Source organism: Oryzibacillus soli (assembly GCF_051594765.1).
GTDB lineage: Bacteria > Bacillota > Bacilli > Paenibacillales > NBRC-103111 > Paenibacillus_AR.
The window spans coordinates 143,208-163,497 of the sequence record NZ_JBPPGJ010000003.1 but is presented as its reverse complement, the minus strand read 5'-3'; the positions used below and the strand labels follow the sequence as shown (position 1 = coordinate 163,497).

The following is a 20,290-nucleotide window of genomic DNA, read 5'->3' as shown; positions in this document are numbered from 1 at the left end:
CTCCTGACTCTTTACTATCGGCTCGCATACATATGTGATTATTTTCACACTACATTGCTCCAGGAGGGGACTTTCATGCAATACAGAACATTCGGGAAGACAGGGGAATCCGTATCCGTGCTGGGCTTCGGCTGTATGCGCCTGCCGGTTGTCGGCGGCGTTGCCAGCCAGATCGACGATGCCAAGGCGATTCCGATGCTTCGCCACGCTATCGACTCCGGGGTCAATTATGTGGATACGGCGTACCCGTATCACGGAGAAGGCTTCGGCAAGGCCGGCTTCAGCGAGCCGTTCGTAGGCCGTGCCCTGCGGGATGGGTACCGGGAGAAGGTGTTCCTGGCGACCAAGCTGCCCAGCTGGCTGGTGGAGACCCGAGAGGACATGGACCGGCTGTTGAACGAGCAGCTGCAACGCCTGGAGACGGACCGGATCGATTTCTACCTGGTGCACGCCTTGAACGCGGGAACCTGGAGCAAGCTTGTATCATTGGGCATCGGGAAATTCCTGGACTCGGCTCTGAAGGACGGACGGATCCGTTACGCGGGCTTCTCCTTCCACGATGACCTGCCGGTCTTCAAGGAGATTGTGGACGCCTACGACTGGAGCTTCTGCCAGATCCAATACAACTACCTGGATGAGTATTTCCAGGCGGGCAAGGAAGGCATGGAGTACGCTGCGGCCAGGGGCCTGGGCATCTCCATCATGGAGCCGCTCCGGGGCGGCCGGCTTGTGAACGATCTGCCGGAGGGCGTAAGGAAGGCCTTCGAAGGAGCCTCCCAGCGGAGGACGCCTGCCGAGTGGGCGCTGCGCTGGGTCTGGAACCACCCGGAGGCTCATGTGACCTTAAGCGGGATGGGCACCATGGAACAGGTGGAAGAGAATATGCGCACCGCCGCCGAAGCGGCCGCCGGATCCATGACGGCGAAGGAGCTGGACGTCGTCGCGCAAGCCCGGGACGTGTTCCGCTGGACCAAGGTGAGCTGCACCGGCTGCGAGTACTGCATGCCCTGCCCGGTTGGGGTAGACATCCCGGCCAACTTCAAGTTCTATAACGAGTATTATTTTTTGTCCAACGACAACCAGCGTAACGGCTTGAAGAAAGTCTACGACACCAAGATTCCGGCCGATGCACGGGCATCGAGCTGCGTAGAGTGTGGAACCTGCGAGGAGCACTGCCCGCAGCATATCGCCATTCCGCAGGAGCTTCGTTTGGCGGCGGAAGTTCTCGGCTAAGGGAGCTGCCGTACCGGAGCAGCACGAAGAGAGACGGATCCTCGGGATCCGTCTCTCTTCGTCTGTTCGGCTTCCGTTATCCGAGAAGCCGGTCCATATCCACGGGAGGAACCAGTCCCTCCCGGGCGGCACGTTCCAGAAGGGCTCGGACGGCCGCCAGCCCGTCCCCGCCGAGGTCGGCCGAGAACGCGTTGACATACAGGTCGATATGGGCTTGGACCACCTCCGGCGCCAGCTCCTGCGAGTGGCACAGCACATACTCGCGGGAGGCCTCCGGGTGGGCCCAGGCATATTCGACGGAGGAGCGGATCCAGCCGGCCAGCGCCTTCAGGTCCATGCCGCGGCGAGCCACGATGGCCCCGAGCGGGATCGGCAGCCCGGTGTCCGCTTCCCACCAGCTGCCCATGTCGGCCACGAGAGTCAGGCCGAAGGTGTGGTAGGTGAAGCGGGCTTCATGGATGACGAGTCCCGCGTCGACCCGGCCATCCCGTACGGCCGGCATGATCTCATGGAACGGCAGGATGACGATCTCGCCGACGCCCCCCGGGATGTTCTGGGCCGCCCACAGCCGGAACAGCAGGTACGCCGTGCTGCGTTCGCTGGGGACGGCCACGCGGCGGCCGGCCAACGCAGCCGGCCCTTGGGTGCGGACGGCCTCGTCCGCTGTCAGCACCAGGGGGCCGCAGCCCCGGCCCAGCGCACCGCCGCAGGGCAGGAGCGCGTACTCGTCCAGCACCCAGGGCAGCGCGGCGTACGAGATCTTCACCACGTCCGGTCCTTGGCCGACGGCCGCTAATGTATTGGTCACGTCGATGTCTGCATACGTGACCTCCGGGACGGGTGAACCCGGAACCAGTCCATGCACCCAAGCGTGAAAAATAAACGTGTCGTTCGGACACGGAGAGAACGCAATCTTCATGCCAGCACCTCCAATAGAATGGAGCAGGCCGCCTCCAGCCTGCCCAGGGCTTCGCCGATGCGCCAGGCGGCCCGGTCCCGGGGGCCGACGGCGTTGGAGATCGCACGGATCTCCAACACCGGGATGCCCCGGTCCGCGGCCGCTGCGGCGACGCCGAAGCCCTCCATGCCCTCGGCGGCCGCCCCGGGCACCCGCTGGGTCCGCGCCTCGGCGGTGGCGGAGGTGCCGGTGGCGGTGGACACGGTGAGCACCGGTCCCTGCACCGCGGGCAAGCCCGCCGCTGCAAGCGCTCCCGTCCAGCGCCCGGCCAAGCCGACGTCCGCCTCCACCGTGGAGCTGCCGAAGCCCAGCTCGTCCACGGTGCTGAAGCCGTCGGCGGTCTCCACGCCCAGGTCGGCGGCAATGATCCGGTCGGCCACCACCAGGGAGCCCACCGCCGCCCGCCCCGGGAAGCCGCCGCCGATGCCGGCGCTGATCACGAGCGACCAGCCGCCGCCGGCCAGTGCCGCTGCGGTTCTGGCGCCGGCCAGCGCCGGGCCGACCCCGGCCAGCCGCACCTCGAAGCGCGGGTCACCGGCCAGTCCGCGCAGCACGGCTTCCCGCTCGGCCTCCACCGCCGTCATGATCAAGATCCTCTTGCTGGTGTCCCCCATCCGATCTCCTCCGCATCCGTCAGCCCGTACAACGATTCGTAACTTACTATACGCCGATCCCCCCGGTTTTTCAAAAAAAAACAGCCCGGTTCTATCCCCCAGGCTTGCCCCATAAGATGTACAAGATGAGGCAGAGACCTTACACGAGGAGTGACAACCGGATGAACGCGTATATCAGCTACATTCTGCTAGGCTTGACCTTAGCGGCCCCCATCGGGCCCATTAACGCCGCCCAATTGGACAAGGGCATCAAATACGGCTTCCTCCACTCCTGGCTCGTCGGATTGGGGGCCATGATCGCGGATGCCGTCTTCATGTTGCTCATTTATTTCGGCTCCGCCCAATTTCTGGACATGCCGTTCCTGAAGACCTTCCTGTGGCTCTTCGGGTGCTTCGTCCTGACCTATACCGGCATCGAGAGCATGTCGAGCGCCAATGATCTGCTGAGCGGCGGGAGGGGAGCCGCCAAGTCCGAATCCTACTCGAAGTCCTTCTCCTCGGGCTTCCTTATGACCTTGTCCAACCCGGTCAGCATTCTCTTTTGGCTGGGGATCTACGGCTCCATCCTGGCGACGGCGGCCCAGAGCCACGGGACCTGGGAGCTTCTGATCTACAGCTCAGGCATCTTCGTCGGCATCATGTGCTGGGATTTCGCCATGGCGGTGATGGCCAGCGCCTTCAACCGGTTCCTGAGCCGAGGGGTCCTGCTCTGGATCTCCCGTCTGGCGGGGCTTTCCATGATCGGCTTCGGCGTCTACTTCGGCTTGCAGGCGGCCCGGGAGCTGTTCGGTTAAGTGCGCGCCTTCTCGCGACGCCCCTTCCGCGGCATCCACATGCCGATGGGCGGTTCCTCCTCCGAAGAGTCGCTGCCGGACGGGAGGCCTTCGCCGCCGCCCGTCTTGCCCTCCTGCTTCCAATGCTTGCGCAGGCCGAACGCGATGGAGAAGATGATGACCAGGAGCGCCAGACTGGCGTACAAGCCCGGCCGGGTGGAGCTCTCGAGCAGCGTGCCGGTGACGCCGGCCAGGATCAGCACGACGGCGATGACGCATTTGACGTGCCCCCAGACGGACAGCTTCAAGAGCTTCCAAGCCGAGAGGACCATCATGAGCCAAGTATAGAGCAGCATCAGGCCGCCGGCGGTCGTCACGTATTCGTACACCTCCTTGGGCAGCAGGAGAGCGGTCAGAATGGACAGAACCATCCCCCCGATCGTTAGGAAAAGAGCGTGGTAAGGGATCTTGCGCTTCCCCTCCGTGCCGAAAAACTTGGGCGCATCCCCTTCTTTGGCGATCATGAAGACCATCCGGGTGACGGAGTAGAGCGAGGCCACCAGACTGCTGAACCCAGCCAGAATCAGGATCCCGTTAAAAATATGCACGACCACCGTAAACCCCAGGTCCTTCAGGGACGTGACGAAGGGGCTCTCGTGGGCGGAGAAATCGTCGAAGGGGGCCATCAGGAGGACCAGCGAGATCGATACGATAAAGAGCAGCGCCACCACCGGAATCATCAGCCGCCCTGCCTTGGGGGCTTCCTTGGGATTCTTCAGCTGCGTCGCCATGATGCCCATCACCTCGATGCCGGCGAAGGCGAAGAAGGCGAAGACCAGCCCGGTCCACAGGCCGCGGAAGCCGTGGGACATATAATGCTCGGTCTTGGTCGGCAGGTGCATATGGGCGAGGTGCCGGCCCAGAATGCCGGGGAAGACCAGGAACGCCAGGATGATGAACATCAGAATGGCGGAGATCTTCACGACGGCCAGAATGTTCTCGGTCTCCTCGAAGCCCTTGGTGCCCAAGAGCACCACCCCGACCCCCAATACGGCAAAAACCGCCGCCAGCAGCCAGAGCTGCAGATTAGGGAACCAGAACTGAACGAACAGCCCCAGCGCCGTCAGCTGGCTGCCCAGGATGAGGATCTCCGAGCTCCAGTAGATCCAGCCGTGGCTGAAGCCGGCCCAGTGGCCGAAGGCCTTCTTGGAATAAGAGCGGAAGGACCCCTCCAGCGCCTGCTGTGCGATCATGCCGGCTAAAGCGCCGTACACGAAATAAACCCCGATGGCCGCCAACAGGAATAAGAGCACGACGGAAAAGCCGCTCTGTTCGATAGCGAGGCCCGAGCCTAAGAAAAAGCCGGTGCCTGTCGTAAAGCCCATGCCTAGAAGGGCTAGCTGCCACCAAGAGAGACTGCCCTTGGATGCGGATTGGTTAGCCATAGCTGATTATTCCTCCGTTACTCGCGAATACATCATTTACTTGCCGTACGCTGTGTTTGTATAGGGTGCGACCATATCCGGTGAAATATGTAATTCATCCGAACCCTTAAACTCCCCGCTTCACAACCTTCCCGGCTTTCTGCAACCAAATGTCACCTTTCGACACATCTCCTCCCTCTTTTTCGCGCGATTTTCGGGATTTCGACATCTATATATGTTATATTAATTGACATGTAATCAATGGTTACATAAACTAACGATATATGTCATGTTGATGTCGGGAGGAACGAGTGCAATGAACAAGGGAGCCGATCTGCGCCCGACCTTGTCCTTAACCCAGGTGATTGCCCTGGGCTTGGCCTGGATGACACCGATGATTTACTTCTCCGTATTCGGCCTGGCCTACGAGGCGGCGAAGGGGGCCATTACGGAGGCCTACGTGCTGGCGGTGGCCGCCATTTTTTTCACGGCGTACAGCTATCGGATCATGGCACGCCTGTATCCGGCCTCGGGCTCGGCGTATACGTACGTGAAGCGCTCCATCCATCCGTTCCTGGGCTTTCTCATAGGGTGGGCCGTGCTGTTGGATTATCTGTTCTCGCCGATCATTGCGGTGCTGACCTTCGGTATCTATCTGCACGCACAGTTTCCCCTGGTGCCGTCCGCCGTATGGATGCTGCTTTTTAACGCTGCTTTGGTGGCGGTCAATATGGCGGGCGTACGGTTTTCGGCCGGAATCAGCAAAGCGGTCGTGCTGGCGCAAATCCTGTTTATCGTGGCGTTCGGGGGACTGCTGGCCGGGCGCCTGTACGCCGGAGGGGGAGGGGCGGTGCCATTCGTCCATACGGGAGCGGGGCTGCCGACGCTGCTTTCGGCCGCTTCACTCGTGTGCTTTTCCTTCCTGGGGTTCGATACGGTTACGACTCTGTCGGAGGAGACGAAGGACGCCGGGAGGACCATTCCGAGAGCCATTCTCTGGATTATCGGCGTGGCCGCGGTCCTCTATGTCGGCGTGTCCTTTTTGATCCAATCCGTGTACCCGGGGCTGGTCTTCGCCGATGCGGATTCCGCAGGGATGGAGCTCATGAGAATCGCGGGAGGAGCCCTGTTGGGAGCCTTATTCATCACCGTGCTCTTCATGGCCATCTTCACGCAGGGGGTCACCTCTGTCACCAGCGTTTCCCGCCTTCTGTACGTGATGGGCAGGGACCGGATTCTGCCGGCCGGTTTTTTCGGATATCTGGATCCCAAGCGGGGGACGCCGGTCAAAAATATCGGGCTTACCGGTGTCATCTCCATGTTAGCCTTAGTCATCCCGCTGGAGATGGCGGTGAAGTTCGTCAGCTTCGGAGCGCTGGTCTCCTTCGCCTTCGTCAACATGTCGGTCATTGCGGAGTGCTATGTCCGGCGGAAGCGGAGGAAGCCCTTGGAGGCCTTGCGGTTTCTGGTTTTCCCAATGGTAGGAGCCTTGTTCATCCTGTGGCTCTTGACCCTGCTGGATGAGCATGCCTGGAAGCTGGGGAGCTGTTGGCTGGTCATGGGCGGAGCTTACTACCTGTTTCGAATGCGGCAGCGCGGGGAACTGGCATCAGAACCGGCGGCGGCTCGAACGGAAATGTAATTATACCTAACATCGGTATTGACAGTGTTTGGGAGTCGGGGATATACTACGGGTAAATGTTAGATAACATGACAACCACATATCGGTTTCTCTCCGATCGGAGGGAAACGCCAAGCTGTCTAGGGTTCCGCTCCCCTGTAGGGAAGGACTGGTCCAAGAGACGGCGTACGGGAAGGACGGGGTTTCGGCACCGCCCGGAGCGTATGACACGGAAGGATAAAAGCCTGGGAGATCTTATGGTCTCCCGGGCTTTCTTTATTTTGAACAAGCGGGAGGAATGGGGAATGGATCGGACATGGAGCAAGGTCCTGGGTGCCGGCGGCAAGTGGTCGGGAAGGATTGGCAAGGGGATGCTGGTTAGGTTTACGGCTATGGAGCCGGGGGCGAATGCGGCGGTGCTGCTGTATCACGCCGAGGATTTGACGGAGCGGTACAACATGCCGGACACCCTGAAGGCGCAGCATACCTCCCGTCTGACCCGGGGGAACGTACTGATGAGCGACAACGGAAGGGTGCTGGCCGGTATCGTGCAGGACAGTCTCGGGTGGCATGATCCGGTTTGCGGGGTGACAACCCGCAGGAGCACGGATGCCAAGTACGGGGCGACCACCTATCAGGAGCAGCGGAACGAACGGCTGAACAGCGGCTTGGAGAATTTGACCGTAGAGCTGGTCCGGAACGGCCTGGGTCCGAGGGATATGATGCCCGTGGTGAATCTGTTCTCCAAGGTGGTCTGCGGCGAAGACGGGACCATGCGCTTCGTGGAGGAGCATTGCCCCGCTGGAGCGACGGTGACGCTTCGGACGGAGATGGAGGTGCTTCTGGTGGTTTCCAACACGCCGAATCCTCTGGATCCGAGAACCCCTTACCCGTCGGTGCCCGTACGGATCGAGGTGTTCCCGGCGGAGCCGCTCGCAGAGGATGACCTCTGTGTCCACCATCGTCCGGAGAACCGCCGGGCTTATGAGAATACATGGGACTATTACGCCCTGAAGGGCCGTTCATAACCAATAAGGAGGCGATTGCCATGACCGTATTCAATCGGGTCGAAAGTCCCCGCCAAGCGGAGGATGCCCTATACGACAAGACCATCCTGGCCGGAGACGGCTGGATCTATGATTTGGAACCGGGCCAGGTGCTTCGGATCGTGGACGTGGAGGGCAATCAGGCGGCGGATACGCTGTTCTATGATGCGGACCGGCCGGAGGACCACTACAGCGCGACGGCGACGATCGCCGGTCAAGGCAACGTCTACCTGACGGCCGGATCGGTGCTGCTTGCGGAGTCGGGCAAGGAGCTGCTCCGGATCGTAGCCGATACGTGCGGCAGGCACGATACGGTAGGGGGCTCCTGCTCGGCTCAGAGCAACACGGTGCGTTATGCCCATGAGAAGGAGCACATGCACAACTGCCGGGACACCTTCATGCTGCAGCTGGCGACCCGGGAGGGGGCTTACTCTAAGCGTGATCTGGCGCCGAACATCAACTTCTTCATGAATGTGCCGGTTACGTCCGAGGGCGGGCTCCGGTTCGACGACGGGGTATCGGGACCGGGCTGCTACGTGGAGCTGGAGTCTCTGTGCCGGACGACGGTGCTCATCAGCAACTGCCCCCAATTGAACAATCCATGCAACGCTTATAATCCGACGCCAATCCGTGTGCTGATCTGGAACGGCTGAGGCTTCCGAGGCAGACCAACATCTTTGTAGAAGGAGCGGATTCCTATGTTCCACAAAATATTGATTGCCAACCGCGGGGCCATCGCCGTTAGGATCGAGCGGACGCTCAGGAAGCTGGGAATCGCGTCCGTAGCGGTGTATACGCAGGCGGACCAGGACAGCCTGCATGTGGACGGCGCCGATGAAGCGGTGCTGATCGGAGAGGGCCCCGCCAAGGATAGCTACCTTGATGCGGAGCGGATTCTGCAGACGGCGCTTGAGACCGGGGCGGAGGCCATCCACCCCGGCTACGGCTTCCTAAGCGAGAATGCGGAATTCGCCCGGGCCTGCAGGGAGCGGGGCCTTGTCTTTATCGGGCCGACGCCGGAGCAGATGGAGCGCTTCGGCTTGAAGCATACCGCGCGGGAGCTGGCCGAGGAAGCCGGGGTGCCGCTTCTGCCGGGGACCGGATTGATCACGGAGCTGGAGGACGCGCTGGAGCAAGCGGCGTCCATCGGCTATCCCGTGATCCTGAAGAGCACGGCAGGGGGCGGCGGCATCGGCATGCGGGTCTGCGCAGACGAGGAGGCCCTGCGGGCCGCTTACGACGGAGTAAGGCACCTGGCGGAGACGAACTTCCGGAACGGAGGCCTGTTCCTGGAGAAGTATATCGCCCGGGCCCGCCACGTCGAGGTGCAGATCTTCGGCAACGCCTACGGCGAGGTCGTTGCCCTGGGGGAGCGGGACTGCTCCATCCAGCGCAGGAACCAGAAGGTTATCGAGGAATCGCCGGCGCCGAACCTTCCGGCTGCCGTCCGGGCGGAGATGCTGGACGCCGCCCGCAGATTAGCGGCTGTGGCCGGCTACCGGAGCGCAGGAACCGTGGAGTTCCTCTATGATCCGGAGACCTGCGGCTTCTACTTCCTGGAGGTCAATACCCGCCTGCAGGTGGAGCACGGGGTTACGGAGGAAGTGCTGGGCATCGACCTGGTGGAGTGGATGGTCCGGGAGGCCGCAGGAGAGCTGCGGGGGCTGGAGGCGTTGGTGCGGGAGCCGGCGGGGCACAGCATTCAGGCCCGGATCTATGCGGAGGACTGCCTTCAGCAGTTTCGTCCCAGCGCCGGTCAACTGGATCAAGCGCTCTTCCCGGAGGATGCGAGGATCGAGACCTGGGTCAGGGACGGCATCGGCATTACGACACTGTACGACCCGATGCTGGCCAAGATCATCGTACACGGCACAGACCGGGCCGATGCCATCCGCAAGCTGATCGCGGCTTTGGAGAAGACCCGCCTCTACGGCATCACCACCAACCTCCTGTACCTGCAGGAGCTGCTACGGGACCCGGCGGTCGGGGAGGGGCAGGTGTACACCCAGCTTCTGAACGGCTTTGCGCCGGCGGAGCGGGCCATAGAGGTGCTGGACGGCGGCGTGCAGACCACCGTGCAGGATTTTCCGGGCCGGACCGGACACTGGGACGTAGGCGTGCCACCTTGCGGCCCGATGGATCCGCTGGCTTTTCGGACCGGCAATAAGCTCCTGGGCAACGCCGACAGTGCCAGCGGCTTGGAGCTGACCCTGCGGGGTGGCTCCTACCGGTTCCGCGACGGCTTGTGGTTCTGCATCACCGGAGCCGATATGAAGCCGGAGCTCGACGGCGTTCCTGTACCGCTGTACCGTCCGCTGCGGGCGGAGCGCGGACAACTGCTGGCCTTCGGCGAAGCCCAAGCGGGTCTCCGCACCTACCTGCTGGTGGAAGGCGGCTTCGATATGCCGAAGATTCTCGGCAGCTCGGCCACGTTTACGCTGGGCGGCTTCGGCGGGCACGGCGGCCGGGCGCTCCGCACAGGGGATGTGCTGCGGGTGAATGCAGCGGCCGTCCCCGCTTCCCTTATCGCAGCGGTTCCCCTGAATGCGCCCTCCCTGACCCGGGAGTGGACCATCGGGGTCATTCCCGGCCCCCATTGTACGGGCGAATTCCTGCGGCCGGAATACTTGGATCTGCTTACGTCGACCTCATGGGAGGTTCACTTCAACAGCTCCCGGACCGGTGTCCGCCTGAAGGGGCCTGCGCCCTTGTGGGTCCGGGAGGACGGAGGCGAGGCAGGCCTGCATCCGTCCAACATTCACGACAACGCCTATGCAGTCGGGACCTTGGATCTTACCGGTGACATGCCGATTCTGCTAGGGCCGGACGGACCTAGTCTGGGGGGCTTCGTCTGCCCCGTCACCACCGCTTGGGCCGAGCTGTGGAAGCTGGGCCAGCTGCATCCCGGCGATGAGGTCCGCTTCCGCCTGATCACCTTGGAGGAGGCGGACTGGCTTCGGCACATGCAAGAGATGTGGCTTCAACAGCTCGGGGCCCAGGCGACCGGAGGAGAGATTGAGTCTGTAACAGCACGCGGTACGTCCGCAGCTCACCTGACGGCGATTGACCGTGCATTGGAGCAGCTGCCCGCCCGCCAGGATGCCGGAGCCTCGCTAAGTCCGGAATACCCGGTACTGGCCCGGGCCGAGCACACCCCCGGCCTGCCGGTCACCATCCGGTGCAGCGGAGACGACAATCTCCTGGTGGAGTACGGAGACATGGAACTGGATTTGGTGCTCCGGTTCCGCGTCCATGCTTTGATGGAGGCCATAGAGGAGAAGGGGGCCGTTCCGATCCTGGATCTGACGCCGGGAATTCGTTCGCTGCAAGTGCATCTGGACCGCACGCGCATTGCGGTCCGCGAAGCCTGCAGCCGCTTGCTGGAGCTGGATGCCGGGCTGCCGCCGCTGGAGTCCATCCGGGTGCCTTCCCGGATCGTACGGCTCCCGCTGTCCTGGGACGATCCCGCCACGCGCCTGGCCATTGAGCGCTACCAGCAAAACGTCCGTCCCGATGCCCCCTGGTGCCCGAGCAACCTGGAGTTTATCCGCCGGGTGAACGGTCTCGGCAGCGAGGATGAGGTGCGCCGGATCGTGTTCGACGCCAGCTACTTGGTGCTGGGGCTGGGAGACGTATACTTGGGGGCGCCGGTAGCGACACCGATGGATCCGAGACATCGCCTCGTCACGACCAAATACAATCCTGCGCGAACCTGGACTCCGGAAAATGCCGTAGGCATCGGTGGCGCGTATATGTGCGTCTACGGGATGGAGGGTCCCGGCGGCTACCAATTCGTCGGCCGCACCATCCAGATGTGGAACCGGCTGCGTTCCACCGAGAGCTTCAAGCCCGGCAAGCCCTGGCTGCTGAGATTCTTCGACCAGATCCAATTCTATCCGGTGGAAGCGGAGGAGCTCCTGCGGTTAAGAGAAGACTTCCTGCGGGGACGGTTCGAGGCGGACATCACGGAGACCGTCTTCGACTTGGGAGAGTACCTGAGCTTCCTGGACTCGATCAAGGACAGCGCAGACGACTTCCGGACCGTTCAGCGCAATGCCTTCCGGGAAGAGAGGGAGCGCTGGAAGGCGGACGGCTTGGCCGAATATGTATCCGAGCTGGAGACGGCCGGTTCCGTCCAGGAGAACCCGCTGCCCGAAGGGGCGGATGCCGTGCGCTGCTCCATGCCGGGCAGTGTTTGGAAGGTTCTGGTCGAGCCAGGACAGCATGTGCGCAAGGGCGATCCCTTGATCATCGTGGAATCGATGAAAATGGAATTTTCCCAGCCGGCCGCGTTTGACGGTATCGTCGCCGAGGTGTGCGTCAAGCCCGGTGACGGAGTGAACGCGGGGCAGTTAATCGCCGGCATGATCCCGGCCCCAACCGATGAAAAGGAGCTGACCTGTGCATGAGTAAACCGATTCCCGAGTCGCTGACGGTGGAAGGCTTGCGCAGCCTGTATCTGGAGAGGGTTCTGAATCCGCGGGAGGTTATGGAGGAAGTCGTACGGCGGGCGGAGCGGGATGCCGGCATGAACATTTGGATCACGCCTCCCGCCATGGAGCGGCTGGCCCCCTATCTGGAACGGCTGGAGCAATCCGGCCCGGAATCGCTGCCGTTATGGGGGATTCCGTTCGCCGTGAAGGATAATATCGACGTGGCGGGGTTACCGACGACAGCCGCCTGCCCCGACTATGCGTATGAGCCGACAGTTCATGCGGCAGTCGTTGAGCGGCTGATTGCAGCCGGCGCCATTCCCATAGGCAAAACCAACCTCGACCAGTTCGCCACCGGCCTGGTCGGCACCCGAAGCCCCTACGGCGAGACGCATAACGCACTTCGCCCCGAGCTGATATCCGGCGGCTCCAGCTCCGGGTCTGCCGTATCCGTGGCGAGGGGGCAAGCGGCCTTCGCCTTGGGAACCGACACCGCCGGCTCCGGGAGAGTGCCGGCAGCTTTGAACGGCTTGGTCGGCTACAAGCCGAGCTTGGGAGCTTGGCCGACCCGAGGAGTGGTGCCGGCTTGCGCCAGTCTGGACTGCGTCACGGTCTTCGCGCACAGCCTGAATGACGCTTGCGCAGTAGACGCGGCAGCACGCGGGGCGCATCCGGAGGATCCTTGGTCACGCCATGTGGCGGTCCCGTCCGGGTCCAAGCGGCCCTCCAAGCTGTGCCTTCCGCTGCAGGCTCCCGAGTTTTTCGGTCCCTATGCGTCGGAGTACTCGGCGGCTTGGGCGAAGACGGTGGAGCGGTTGGCCGGGCTCGGCTTGCCCGTCCATTATGTGGACACCGGCCTGTTCTCGGAGGCTGCCGCCATCCTATATGAGGGGCCATGGGTCGCGGAGCGCTGGGCGGACCTTGGTGGCTTCATCGAATCCCATCCCGGCGCAGCCTTCCCGGTAACGGAGCGGGTGCTGCGATCGGGGGCCTCGCCCGATTATGATGCGGCCTCCGTCTTTCGGGCCATCCACCGGCTCCAGGCGCTGAAGCTGGAAGCGCGCAAGCTGTTGGAGGACGCCGTGCTGGTGCTTCCGACGGCCGGCGGCACCTGGACCCGGGAACAGGTCCGCGAGCAGCCGGTGGAGGCGAACCGGGATATGGGCCGCTATACCAACCACTGCAACCTGCTGGATCAGTGCGCCGTTGCGGTTCCTGCCTGCGACGCGGCGGACCGGGTTCCGTTCGGCATCACCTTTTTCGCCTCCTGGGAGCGGGAGGACTTGATCCGTGGAGCGGCTGCATGGTTCTCGGCAAGCGGAGAGCCGGAGGGAGCTTTCCCTGCAGCGGCGGAAGCGTCGGCTGCCGTTGCTAAGGAGTCTCTGGAAGCTCCTGTGACCTTGGTGGCGGTATGCGGCTTGCATATGCGGGGCTATCCGCTGGAGAAGCAGATGCAGGCGTGCGGAGCCCGTTTTGTGGAGGAGGCGGAGTCCGCTCCGAAATACCGCTTCGTCAAGCTCCCGACCACCCCGGCCAAGCCGGGTATGATCAAGGCTGCGCGGGGAGGAGGCGCTGTGCGGCTGGAGCTGTGGGAGATGCCGCTGGCGGCCTTCGGCGGCTTCGCAGCCTCCATCCCGGCCCCCCTCGGCATCGGCAAAGTGGAGCTGGCCGACGGCCGGGAAGTGCCGGGCTTCATCTGCGAGGGCTATGCGGAAGAGGGGGCGGAGGACATAACGGCCTTGGGCAGCTGGCGCAGCGTGCATAACTAGGTTGACCGGCAGGGCTCGTCAGAGCAGCTTGCCCGTCTCCCGTTGACCCGCGGTCTCCGGTGAATTATGATAAGAGCAATCGAATACAGCGTGGGAGTCCGAAGGAACGGGCTGAGAGTACGGCTGGGCCGCCGTTTACCATTTGAACCTGTTGGATCATGCCAGCGTAGGGAGAGGTCGTGGAAGGACACTTTGCTATGGGGCGGAGTGTCCTTCTGTCGTATACGGGTTCATGGCGCTGGATCTCGGAATACATCGGTTGGAGGAGAGTTGGGTCATGAGGGAAAGCGGAATCGCGTTGGGCAGTCAGTTGGAGAAGGTTAGATCGGACAATCCGTTGGTCCATAACATCACCAATGTGGTGGTGACCAACTACACGGCGAACGGGCTGCTGGCACTGGGAGCTTCTCCGGTGATGGCCTACGCCAAAGAAGAGGTCGCCGATATGGCCCGAATCGCTGGCGCCCTGGTCTTGAATATGGGCACCTTGGACGAGACAGTGGTCCACGCCATGCACGTGGCCGGCCATTCAGCGAATGAGCACGGAGTTCCGGTGGTCTTCGACCCGGTTGGTGCGGGAGCTACGCCTTACCGGACGGAGACGGCCCGCCGGATGATGGACGAGCTGCGAGTCACCATATTGCGCGGCAATGCCGCCGAGGTGGCCAATGTTATCGGAGAGGCGTGGGCGATCAAGGGGGTGGATGCCTCCGGAGAAGCAGGAGACGCCGGTGCTTTGGCGCGCAGGGCAGCGCTGAAGCTGGGCTGCACCGTTGCCGTAACCGGCAAGGATGACTTTGTCAGCGACGGCACGGTCACTTATCGCATCAGCAACGGCACGCCGCTTCTGACGAAGGTGACGGGTACCGGGTGCCTGCTGACCTCAGTCATCGGGGCCTTCGCCGCAATAGCGGCAACCCCTGCCGAAGCGGCAGTAGCCGCCCTGGCTTACTACGGCGTGGCTGCCGAGGCCGCCGTCGCCGTATCCGGACCGGACCGGCCGGGTACCTTCCAGATGGAGCTGTTGAACCAGCTGCACAAAATCACGGCGCAAGAGGTGGATCAATCCGCCAAGGTATCGGTGGTCGAGCTCTAAATGGATTTCCCCGGGAGGATTTGTCCCGGGGTATTTTTTTGCCGGAGTGACCGGGTGGGGGTGAGAGATAGACCTTAAGTGCGAGTCGGGGCTAGTGAGGTAGAGGGGTTGAGGGTTCTCCCTCCGCCGCCCTTCTGGGCATTATCCCCTTCGCTCAGGAAAAAATAGTCGGAACCTCGATGGTGGGAAGATGTAGTAGTCCAGGGATGGAGTGGTACGGATCAAAGAATGGTTCGAGGCTAAAGAGCCAAAGACTCATCGGTGGGGTCTCGGGGTATGAGGAATTGGGAAAAGGTCAGGACTTCGCTGAAGGGATGGGGATGCTTCGTTCGGGGGGGATCCAAGCGGCTGAAACATAAGAGGGCAACACGATACGTGCTCCTTGAGAGAAAAGACAAGAACAGAGCTCTCGCTTATGGAGCGTAAGCACCGGAACTGGACTTGTGGCAAGCAGTCTCCCATAAAGGATGGGAGGTAAACGGTAGCGCTCAGGTGAGACACACCTTCTGAATTAAAGAGGGATAGGTGATGGTGCCGAAGCATGCGCATATACGGCTGAGCTCCTCGAAGATGCTAGTAGAGGAGGTCCGCTGCAGGTTGGTACGGCAGCAGAATTCGTCGAGGTAGGCTTGGAGGTGCTTCTTCCCTAACCCGTGGAAGGTCCGGTTGATCCAACGGCAGGCAGAACGAAACAGCGGCATAGCCAGCTTCCGCTTCGGGGCGGCGTACCGCAGAATATGGAGCTCCACTTGGGAAGCCCCTACTGAAACATGCTGCTCCACGAATTGGCGGGCGGCGGAGGAGAGGATCTGTCTGCCGGCAAGCAGTTCCTTCGGTACGGCTGTAACCTGAATATGCGTTGGCTGATCGTTCTCGATGACGGCCCCGACCAGAACGGGCGTTTCTTGAGGATGACGATGGACGGAGGAATTATGGGGGCGTCCGTAGCAAGCATCGTGGATGAGTACTTGCCCCGTCAGGCGTTCGGAGCGAAGGGATGCTCCCATGGCATGGCGGATCTTCTGGAGCATGCTCCATGCCGTCTTGTAGGAAACGGCAATGATACGGCTCAAAGCCAAAGCGCTGATGCCGCGCTCCGGGTCGGAAACAAGTTGGATGGCGAGAAGCCACTTGCCCAGGGAGGTGCGACTGCCCTCCATGACCGTGCCGGCCAAGAGAGAAGTCTGGTGCTTGCAAACGCTGCATTCGTAGAGAGGCAGATGCCGTGTTGTGATGGTATATGCGTGCCAATGCATACAGGAAGGACAGGAGAAACCATGCGGCCACTTCAACCGGTAAAAATACTCCACGGCATCTTGCTCTTCCCATTCCGGAGTCGGATAGGCATCGGAATCGTGAATCAACATACAGCCACCCCTTCAAAAAGGCTGATTACGAACGTGTGTTTCCATTATAGCAAACAAATGTTCCCATTGGAAGAGACTTTCCGGGTTTTTTGTAAAAAATTAGTATTCCTGAGCGAAGGGGATAATGGTCAGAAGTGAGTCGGCGGGAACCCAATAGGTGGGAGAAGTGAGTCGACGGGAACCCAATAGGTGGGGGAAGTAAGTCGGCGGGATGCCAATAGGTGGGAGAAGTCTGTGGGATGCCAATGGGGAGAAATGAGTCGGTGAGATACCAATAGAAGGAGACGCCGCAGCGCCTTAATGGAAGGGGTTATTGCGGTAGGGTTTAGCTCTGCATGATTAGGTTAACAAAAAGAAACGGACCCTCAGTCGGCAAATTCGATTGCCGGTAAGGGCCCGACTCTTCGAAGCCGAGCGGGATTAGAGCACCCAGTCGACGACCTGGTCCAGGGGGCGGCGGGTTTTGCCGCGGGGATCGCGGACTCGATAGCCGAAGGCGGCCATGCAGGAGAGGCCGTATTCCTCCGGATTCAGAATGCCGGCTTCCTGCAGAATGGGCTCCGCTTGATCCTTAATGAAGCCTTCGATGGGGCAGGAGTCGATACCGATCTGGGCTGCGGCAGTCATCATGTTGCCCAGAGCGATGTAGGTTTGGCGGCTGGCCCACTCGAACACGAGCCGCTCGTCGTCCCACAGGTTGAAGTCGGATTCCAGGAAGGCGCGGTAGGCCTCTCCCTTCTTGGCGACGACCTCCTCCGGCAGCTGCTGGATGTCTTTCATCATGGACTGGATGTGCTCGGAGCCGGGCGCCATCCCCTTGCGGGTCCGGGTGAGGAGGAGCACGAAGTGGCTGGCGGTGGGCAAGGTTTTCTGAGCGCCCCAGGTGACGGGGAGCAGCTTCTCACGGATGGCACGGTTCTGGAGCACGACGAATTTCCAAGGCTCGAAGCCGAAGGAGCTCGGGGACAGCCGGCCGGTCTCCAGAATGAACGCGAAGTCCTCCTCGGGAATGCTGCGGTTGGGGTCAAATTCCTTGCAGGCGTGGCGGAAGGTAGGCCTCCAGAATCTGCTCTTTTGTCATTATGAATTCCTCTCCTTTATCCGACCTTCAGATTAGGATGTTTTTAACATCTGCTTTTTATTATAATGAATGTACAACGATGGAGTAAGTACGCACATTTTTGTGATATAGTACCCATTTGTATACCAAGGAGGCGGATTGACGATGAACCCAACAACGGATAAAACGGCGCTGTGCCCGGGGAAATCTTCCCCATGTCCCGTGGAATTCACGCTGGATGTGATCGGAGGCAAGTGGAAGTGTGTGCTGTTGTATCACCTGATTGAAGGACCCAAGAGATTCAATGAGCTGCGCCGGATCTGCCCGGCCATCACCCAGCGGATGCTGACGCTCCAGCTCCGGGAGCTGGAGGAGGACGGGATCGTTCACCGGGAGGTATACCAGCAGGTTCCTCCGAAGGTGGAATACTCGCTGACTCCGCTGGGAGAAACTCTGGTGCCGATCATTCTGCAGCTGCGCGAGTGGGGCAAGACCAATCAAGGCATGCTCCGCGGAAAGGAGTCCGTCTAGATGACCGTCAAGACCATTGTCCCCTTCGGAGACCCGATTCTGCGCAAGATGGCAAAGCCGGTGGAAACTCCGCTCTCGCCCAAGATGCTCACGCTCCTCGACGATATGGCCGAAACCTTGTACGCCTCGGACGGCCGGGCCGGTCTGGCTGCACCGCAGGTTGGTATTCTTCGCCGCCTGGTGGTCATGGACTGCGGGACCGGACTCATCGAACTGATCAATCCGGTGATCACCGACAGGAGCGGGGAGCAGACGGGACCGGAGGGCTGCCTGTCCTACCCGGGATTTTACGGCATCGTACAGCGCGCCGAGCGGGTGACCGTCACAACCTTGAACCGGGAGGGCCAGGAGGTGGTGCTGGAGGCCGAGGGCTATCTGGCTCGGTGCATCCAGCACGAGACGGACCATCTGAACGGCATTCTCTATATCGACCATGTACGCGAGCAGTGGCTGTATCACGAACAGACCCGGCAGCGGTTCCCGCTGCTGGACGCCATCCGCCAGGCAGGACCTTCGAATCGTTAACATTCCGTTTAAACAAGGATGGTATCCTTCAGGTAATAGAAGCCGACAGAGAGGAGCGGGGCCCCGTGACACAGCTGCTTATCGTAGATGATGATCTTCACCTGAGAGAGCTGACGAAGCTGTTCCTAAAAGAGGAGGGCTTCCGGTTGCTGGAAGCCGAGGATGGGGTAGAGGCGCTCCGCATCCTGGAGAGCAACCGGGTGGATCTGGCCATTGTCGACGTGATGATGCCCCGCATGGACGGCTGGGAGCTGTGCCGGGAAATCCACCGGCATTATGAGATTCCTGTCCTGATGCTGACGGCCAAGGGGGAAACGGCGGATAAGGTGAAGGGCTTCCAGCTGGGGGCCGACGATTATCTGGTGAAGCCCTACGAGCCGGCGGAGCTGGCCGTACGGGTGAAGGCTCTTCTCAGGCGGTACCGGATCGCGTCCTCCCAGTCCGTCCAGGTCGGCCGCCTGAAGATGGACCGCAAAACCTACGAGACGACGGCAGACGGGGAGACGATCACCCTCCCGATGAAGGAATTCGAGCTCCTGTTCAAGCTGGCCGGCATGCCGGGCAAGACGCAAGCCCGCGAGCAGCTGATCGAGGAGATCTGGGGCTATGACTTCGAAGGCAATGAGCGGACGCTGGACGTCCACATCAACCGGCTGCGGGAAAAGTTTCCGGAGGACCGCATGGGCTTCCGGATCAAGACGATCCGCGGGATCGGGTATAAGCTGGAGGAGTGCTCACCATGAGCAAGCTGCGACAGAAAGCCAAGGCCGTGCTTGGGGTCACGGCAGTCATCAGTTACATGAGCCTGGCCTGGGTCGTCGCCTACTATGCCACGATCGCCATCGCCCGCTTCTTGGGATGGGAGCTGCCGGCCTTGGTCAGTCATCTGCTGACCGGAGCCTCCGGATTCGTGATCTGGGGGGTTACCATCGCGGCGATAGGCCGCTTCCTGCAGCCGCGGCGCTCCGAATTCGTCCACCGGCTGCTGGATGCCATCCGAAGAATCGCCAAGGGTGACTTCAACGTGACGATTGAAGGGCATAGAAGCCTGGGAATGTTCAATTCGCTGGTAGACAGCATCAACCATATGGCGGGGGAGCTCGGTCAGATGGAGAAGCTTAGGCAGGAGTTCATCTCGAATGTCTCGCACGAGATCCAATCTCCTCTAGCCTCCATCGGCGGCTTCGCCCGGGCGCTGCAGCAGGAGGATCTGGAGCCTGACGAGAGACGGCGGTATCTGGGGATCATCGAGACGGAGTGCAGACGTCTGTCTCGGCTAAGCGATAACTTGATGAAGCTGACTTCATTGGAATCCGAGCATCATCCGTTCGACCGGAAGCCTTACCGGCTGGATAAGCAGCTAAGCCGCCTCATTCTGGTTATGGAGCCGCAGTGGAGCGCTAAAAATATCGAGATGGAGGCGGAGCTGGAGGAGACAACGGTTACCGCCGACGAGGAGCTGATGGGCCAGGTCTGGATGAATCTGATCCATAACAGCTTGAAGTTCACCCCGGACAACGGAACGGTCCGCATCCGGGTATCGCCGGCGGAGCACGGAGGGGCCACAGTGGTGGTGGCGGATACGGGGATCGGAATCTCACCGGAGGACCAGGCCTGTATGTTCGACCGCTTCTACAAAGCGGATAAATCCCGGAACCGGAATCTGGGCGGAAGCGGGTTAGGGCTGGCGATTGTCCGGAAGATCGTCGAGATGCATGGCGGTTCCATCCAAGTGGCCAGTGAGCCGGGCCAAGGAACGGCAATCACGGTGCGGTTAATTGGAAGCGGTTAGAATATTCTGCTTATAAATGGTTACCTTACTGGTTAATACAACCGTGAG

General features: G+C 61.3%; 16 protein-coding genes, 1 pseudogene and 2 riboswitches. Of the genes and pseudogenes, 12 read left to right on the top strand and 5 right to left on the bottom strand.

The window, feature by feature from the left end:
- Nucleotides 1-75: 75 nt before the first annotated feature.
- The gene (locus tag ACSEXW_RS04910) at nucleotides 76-1,233 is read left to right on the top strand and encodes an aldo/keto reductase (protein WP_438444985.1); all 1,158 of its coding nucleotides are present in this window, start codon (nucleotides 76-78) and stop codon (nucleotides 1,231-1,233) included.
- A gap of 76 nt (nucleotides 1,234-1,309) precedes the next feature.
- Here the strand turns inward: ACSEXW_RS04910 and ACSEXW_RS04905 are convergent, their stop codons facing one another.
- Together ACSEXW_RS04905 and ACSEXW_RS04900 are read right to left on the bottom strand one after the other, a co-directional pair.
- Nucleotides 1,310-2,152, bottom strand: coding sequence for a 1,4-dihydroxy-6-naphtoate synthase (locus ACSEXW_RS04905; protein WP_438444984.1), 843 nt, complete (start codon nucleotides 2,150-2,152; stop codon nucleotides 1,310-1,312).
- On the bottom strand, nucleotides 2,149-2,805 hold the full coding sequence (locus ACSEXW_RS04900) for a futalosine hydrolase (protein WP_438444983.1): 657 nt from the start codon (nucleotides 2,803-2,805) through the stop codon (nucleotides 2,149-2,151). The genes ACSEXW_RS04905 and ACSEXW_RS04900 overlap by 4 nt, the downstream gene beginning before the upstream one ends.
- Nucleotides 2,806-2,966: 161 nt before the next feature.
- Here ACSEXW_RS04900 and ACSEXW_RS04895 point away from each other — a divergent pair, with 161 nt between their 5' ends.
- Nucleotides 2,967-3,599: a LysE family transporter gene (locus ACSEXW_RS04895; RefSeq protein ID WP_438444982.1), complete on the top strand. Its 633-nt coding sequence runs from the start codon at nucleotides 2,967-2,969 to the stop codon at nucleotides 3,597-3,599.
- Here the strand turns inward: ACSEXW_RS04895 and ACSEXW_RS04890 are convergent.
- The gene (locus ACSEXW_RS04890) at nucleotides 3,596-5,023 is read right to left on the bottom strand and encodes an amino acid permease (protein WP_438444981.1); all 1,428 of its coding nucleotides are present in this window, start codon (nucleotides 5,021-5,023) and stop codon (nucleotides 3,596-3,598) included. The genes ACSEXW_RS04895 and ACSEXW_RS04890 overlap by 4 nt on opposite strands.
- A gap of 295 nt (nucleotides 5,024-5,318) precedes the next feature.
- On the opposite strand from ACSEXW_RS04890, the gene ACSEXW_RS04885 reads away from it, so the two are divergent.
- From ACSEXW_RS04885 to thiM, 6 genes are all read left to right on the top strand, one after another.
- A complete protein-coding gene (locus ACSEXW_RS04885; RefSeq protein WP_438444980.1) occupies nucleotides 5,319-6,644 on the top strand; it encodes an APC family permease in 1,326 nt (441 codons plus the stop codon).
- 108 nt (nucleotides 6,645-6,752) lie between these two features.
- Nucleotides 6,753-6,877, top strand: a riboswitch (guanidine-I (ykkC/yxkD leader).
- A gap of 51 nt (nucleotides 6,878-6,928) precedes the next feature.
- Nucleotides 6,929-7,651, top strand: a complete 723-nt coding sequence (locus ACSEXW_RS04880) for an urea amidolyase associated protein UAAP1 (protein ID WP_438444979.1) — start codon at nucleotides 6,929-6,931, stop codon at nucleotides 7,649-7,651.
- A 20-nt stretch (nucleotides 7,652-7,671) separates the two neighbouring features.
- Nucleotides 7,672-8,322 carry an urea amidolyase associated protein UAAP2 gene (locus ACSEXW_RS04875; protein ID WP_438444978.1) on the top strand — a complete coding sequence of 217 codons (651 nt, stop codon included), beginning with the start codon at nucleotides 7,672-7,674 and terminating at the stop codon, nucleotides 8,320-8,322.
- 45 nt (nucleotides 8,323-8,367) lie between these two features.
- Nucleotides 8,368-12,078 carry an urea carboxylase gene (uca, locus tag ACSEXW_RS04870; RefSeq protein ID WP_438444977.1) on the top strand — a complete coding sequence of 1,237 codons (3,711 nt, stop codon included), beginning with the start codon at nucleotides 8,368-8,370 and terminating at the stop codon, nucleotides 12,076-12,078.
- Nucleotides 12,075-13,871 (top strand): allophanate hydrolase, encoded by a 1,797-nt coding sequence (gene atzF, locus ACSEXW_RS04865; protein WP_438444976.1) that lies wholly within the window; start codon nucleotides 12,075-12,077, stop codon nucleotides 13,869-13,871. The genes uca and atzF overlap by 4 nt, the downstream gene beginning before the upstream one ends.
- Before the next feature lie 80 nt (nucleotides 13,872-13,951).
- Nucleotides 13,952-14,061, top strand: a riboswitch (TPP riboswitch).
- An 87-nt stretch (nucleotides 14,062-14,148) separates the two neighbouring features.
- Nucleotides 14,149-14,967 (top strand): hydroxyethylthiazole kinase, encoded by an 819-nt coding sequence (thiM, locus tag ACSEXW_RS04860; RefSeq protein ID WP_438444975.1) that lies wholly within the window; start codon nucleotides 14,149-14,151, stop codon nucleotides 14,965-14,967.
- Nucleotides 14,968-15,455: 488 nt separating this feature from the next.
- On the opposite strand, the gene ACSEXW_RS04855 is transcribed toward thiM, so the two are convergent.
- Nucleotides 15,456-16,334, bottom strand: coding sequence for a transposase (locus tag ACSEXW_RS04855; RefSeq protein ID WP_438444974.1), 879 nt, complete (start codon nucleotides 16,332-16,334; stop codon nucleotides 15,456-15,458).
- 420 nt (nucleotides 16,335-16,754) lie between these two features.
- Nucleotides 16,755-17,415 (bottom strand): annotated as a pseudogene (locus ACSEXW_RS04850) (NAD(P)H-dependent oxidoreductase).
- Nucleotides 17,416-17,559: 144 nt separating this feature from the next.
- Here ACSEXW_RS04850 and ACSEXW_RS04845 point away from each other — a divergent pair.
- From ACSEXW_RS04845 to ACSEXW_RS04830, 4 genes are all read left to right on the top strand, one after another.
- Nucleotides 17,560-17,925 carry a winged helix-turn-helix transcriptional regulator gene (locus ACSEXW_RS04845; RefSeq protein ID WP_438444973.1) on the top strand — a complete coding sequence of 122 codons (366 nt, stop codon included), beginning with the start codon at nucleotides 17,560-17,562 and terminating at the stop codon, nucleotides 17,923-17,925.
- Complete coding sequence (gene def / locus ACSEXW_RS04840; protein ID WP_438444972.1) at nucleotides 17,926-18,450, top strand: peptide deformylase; 525 nt, start codon at nucleotides 17,926-17,928, stop codon at nucleotides 18,448-18,450.
- A gap of 65 nt (nucleotides 18,451-18,515) precedes the next feature.
- On the top strand, nucleotides 18,516-19,193 hold the full coding sequence (locus ACSEXW_RS04835) for a response regulator transcription factor (protein ID WP_438444971.1): 678 nt from the start codon (nucleotides 18,516-18,518) through the stop codon (nucleotides 19,191-19,193).
- A complete protein-coding gene (locus ACSEXW_RS04830; RefSeq protein ID WP_438444970.1) occupies nucleotides 19,190-20,242 on the top strand; it encodes a sensor histidine kinase in 1,053 nt (350 codons plus the stop codon). The genes ACSEXW_RS04835 and ACSEXW_RS04830 overlap by 4 nt, the downstream gene beginning before the upstream one ends.
- The last annotated feature ends 48 nt before the right edge of the window (nucleotides 20,243-20,290 follow it).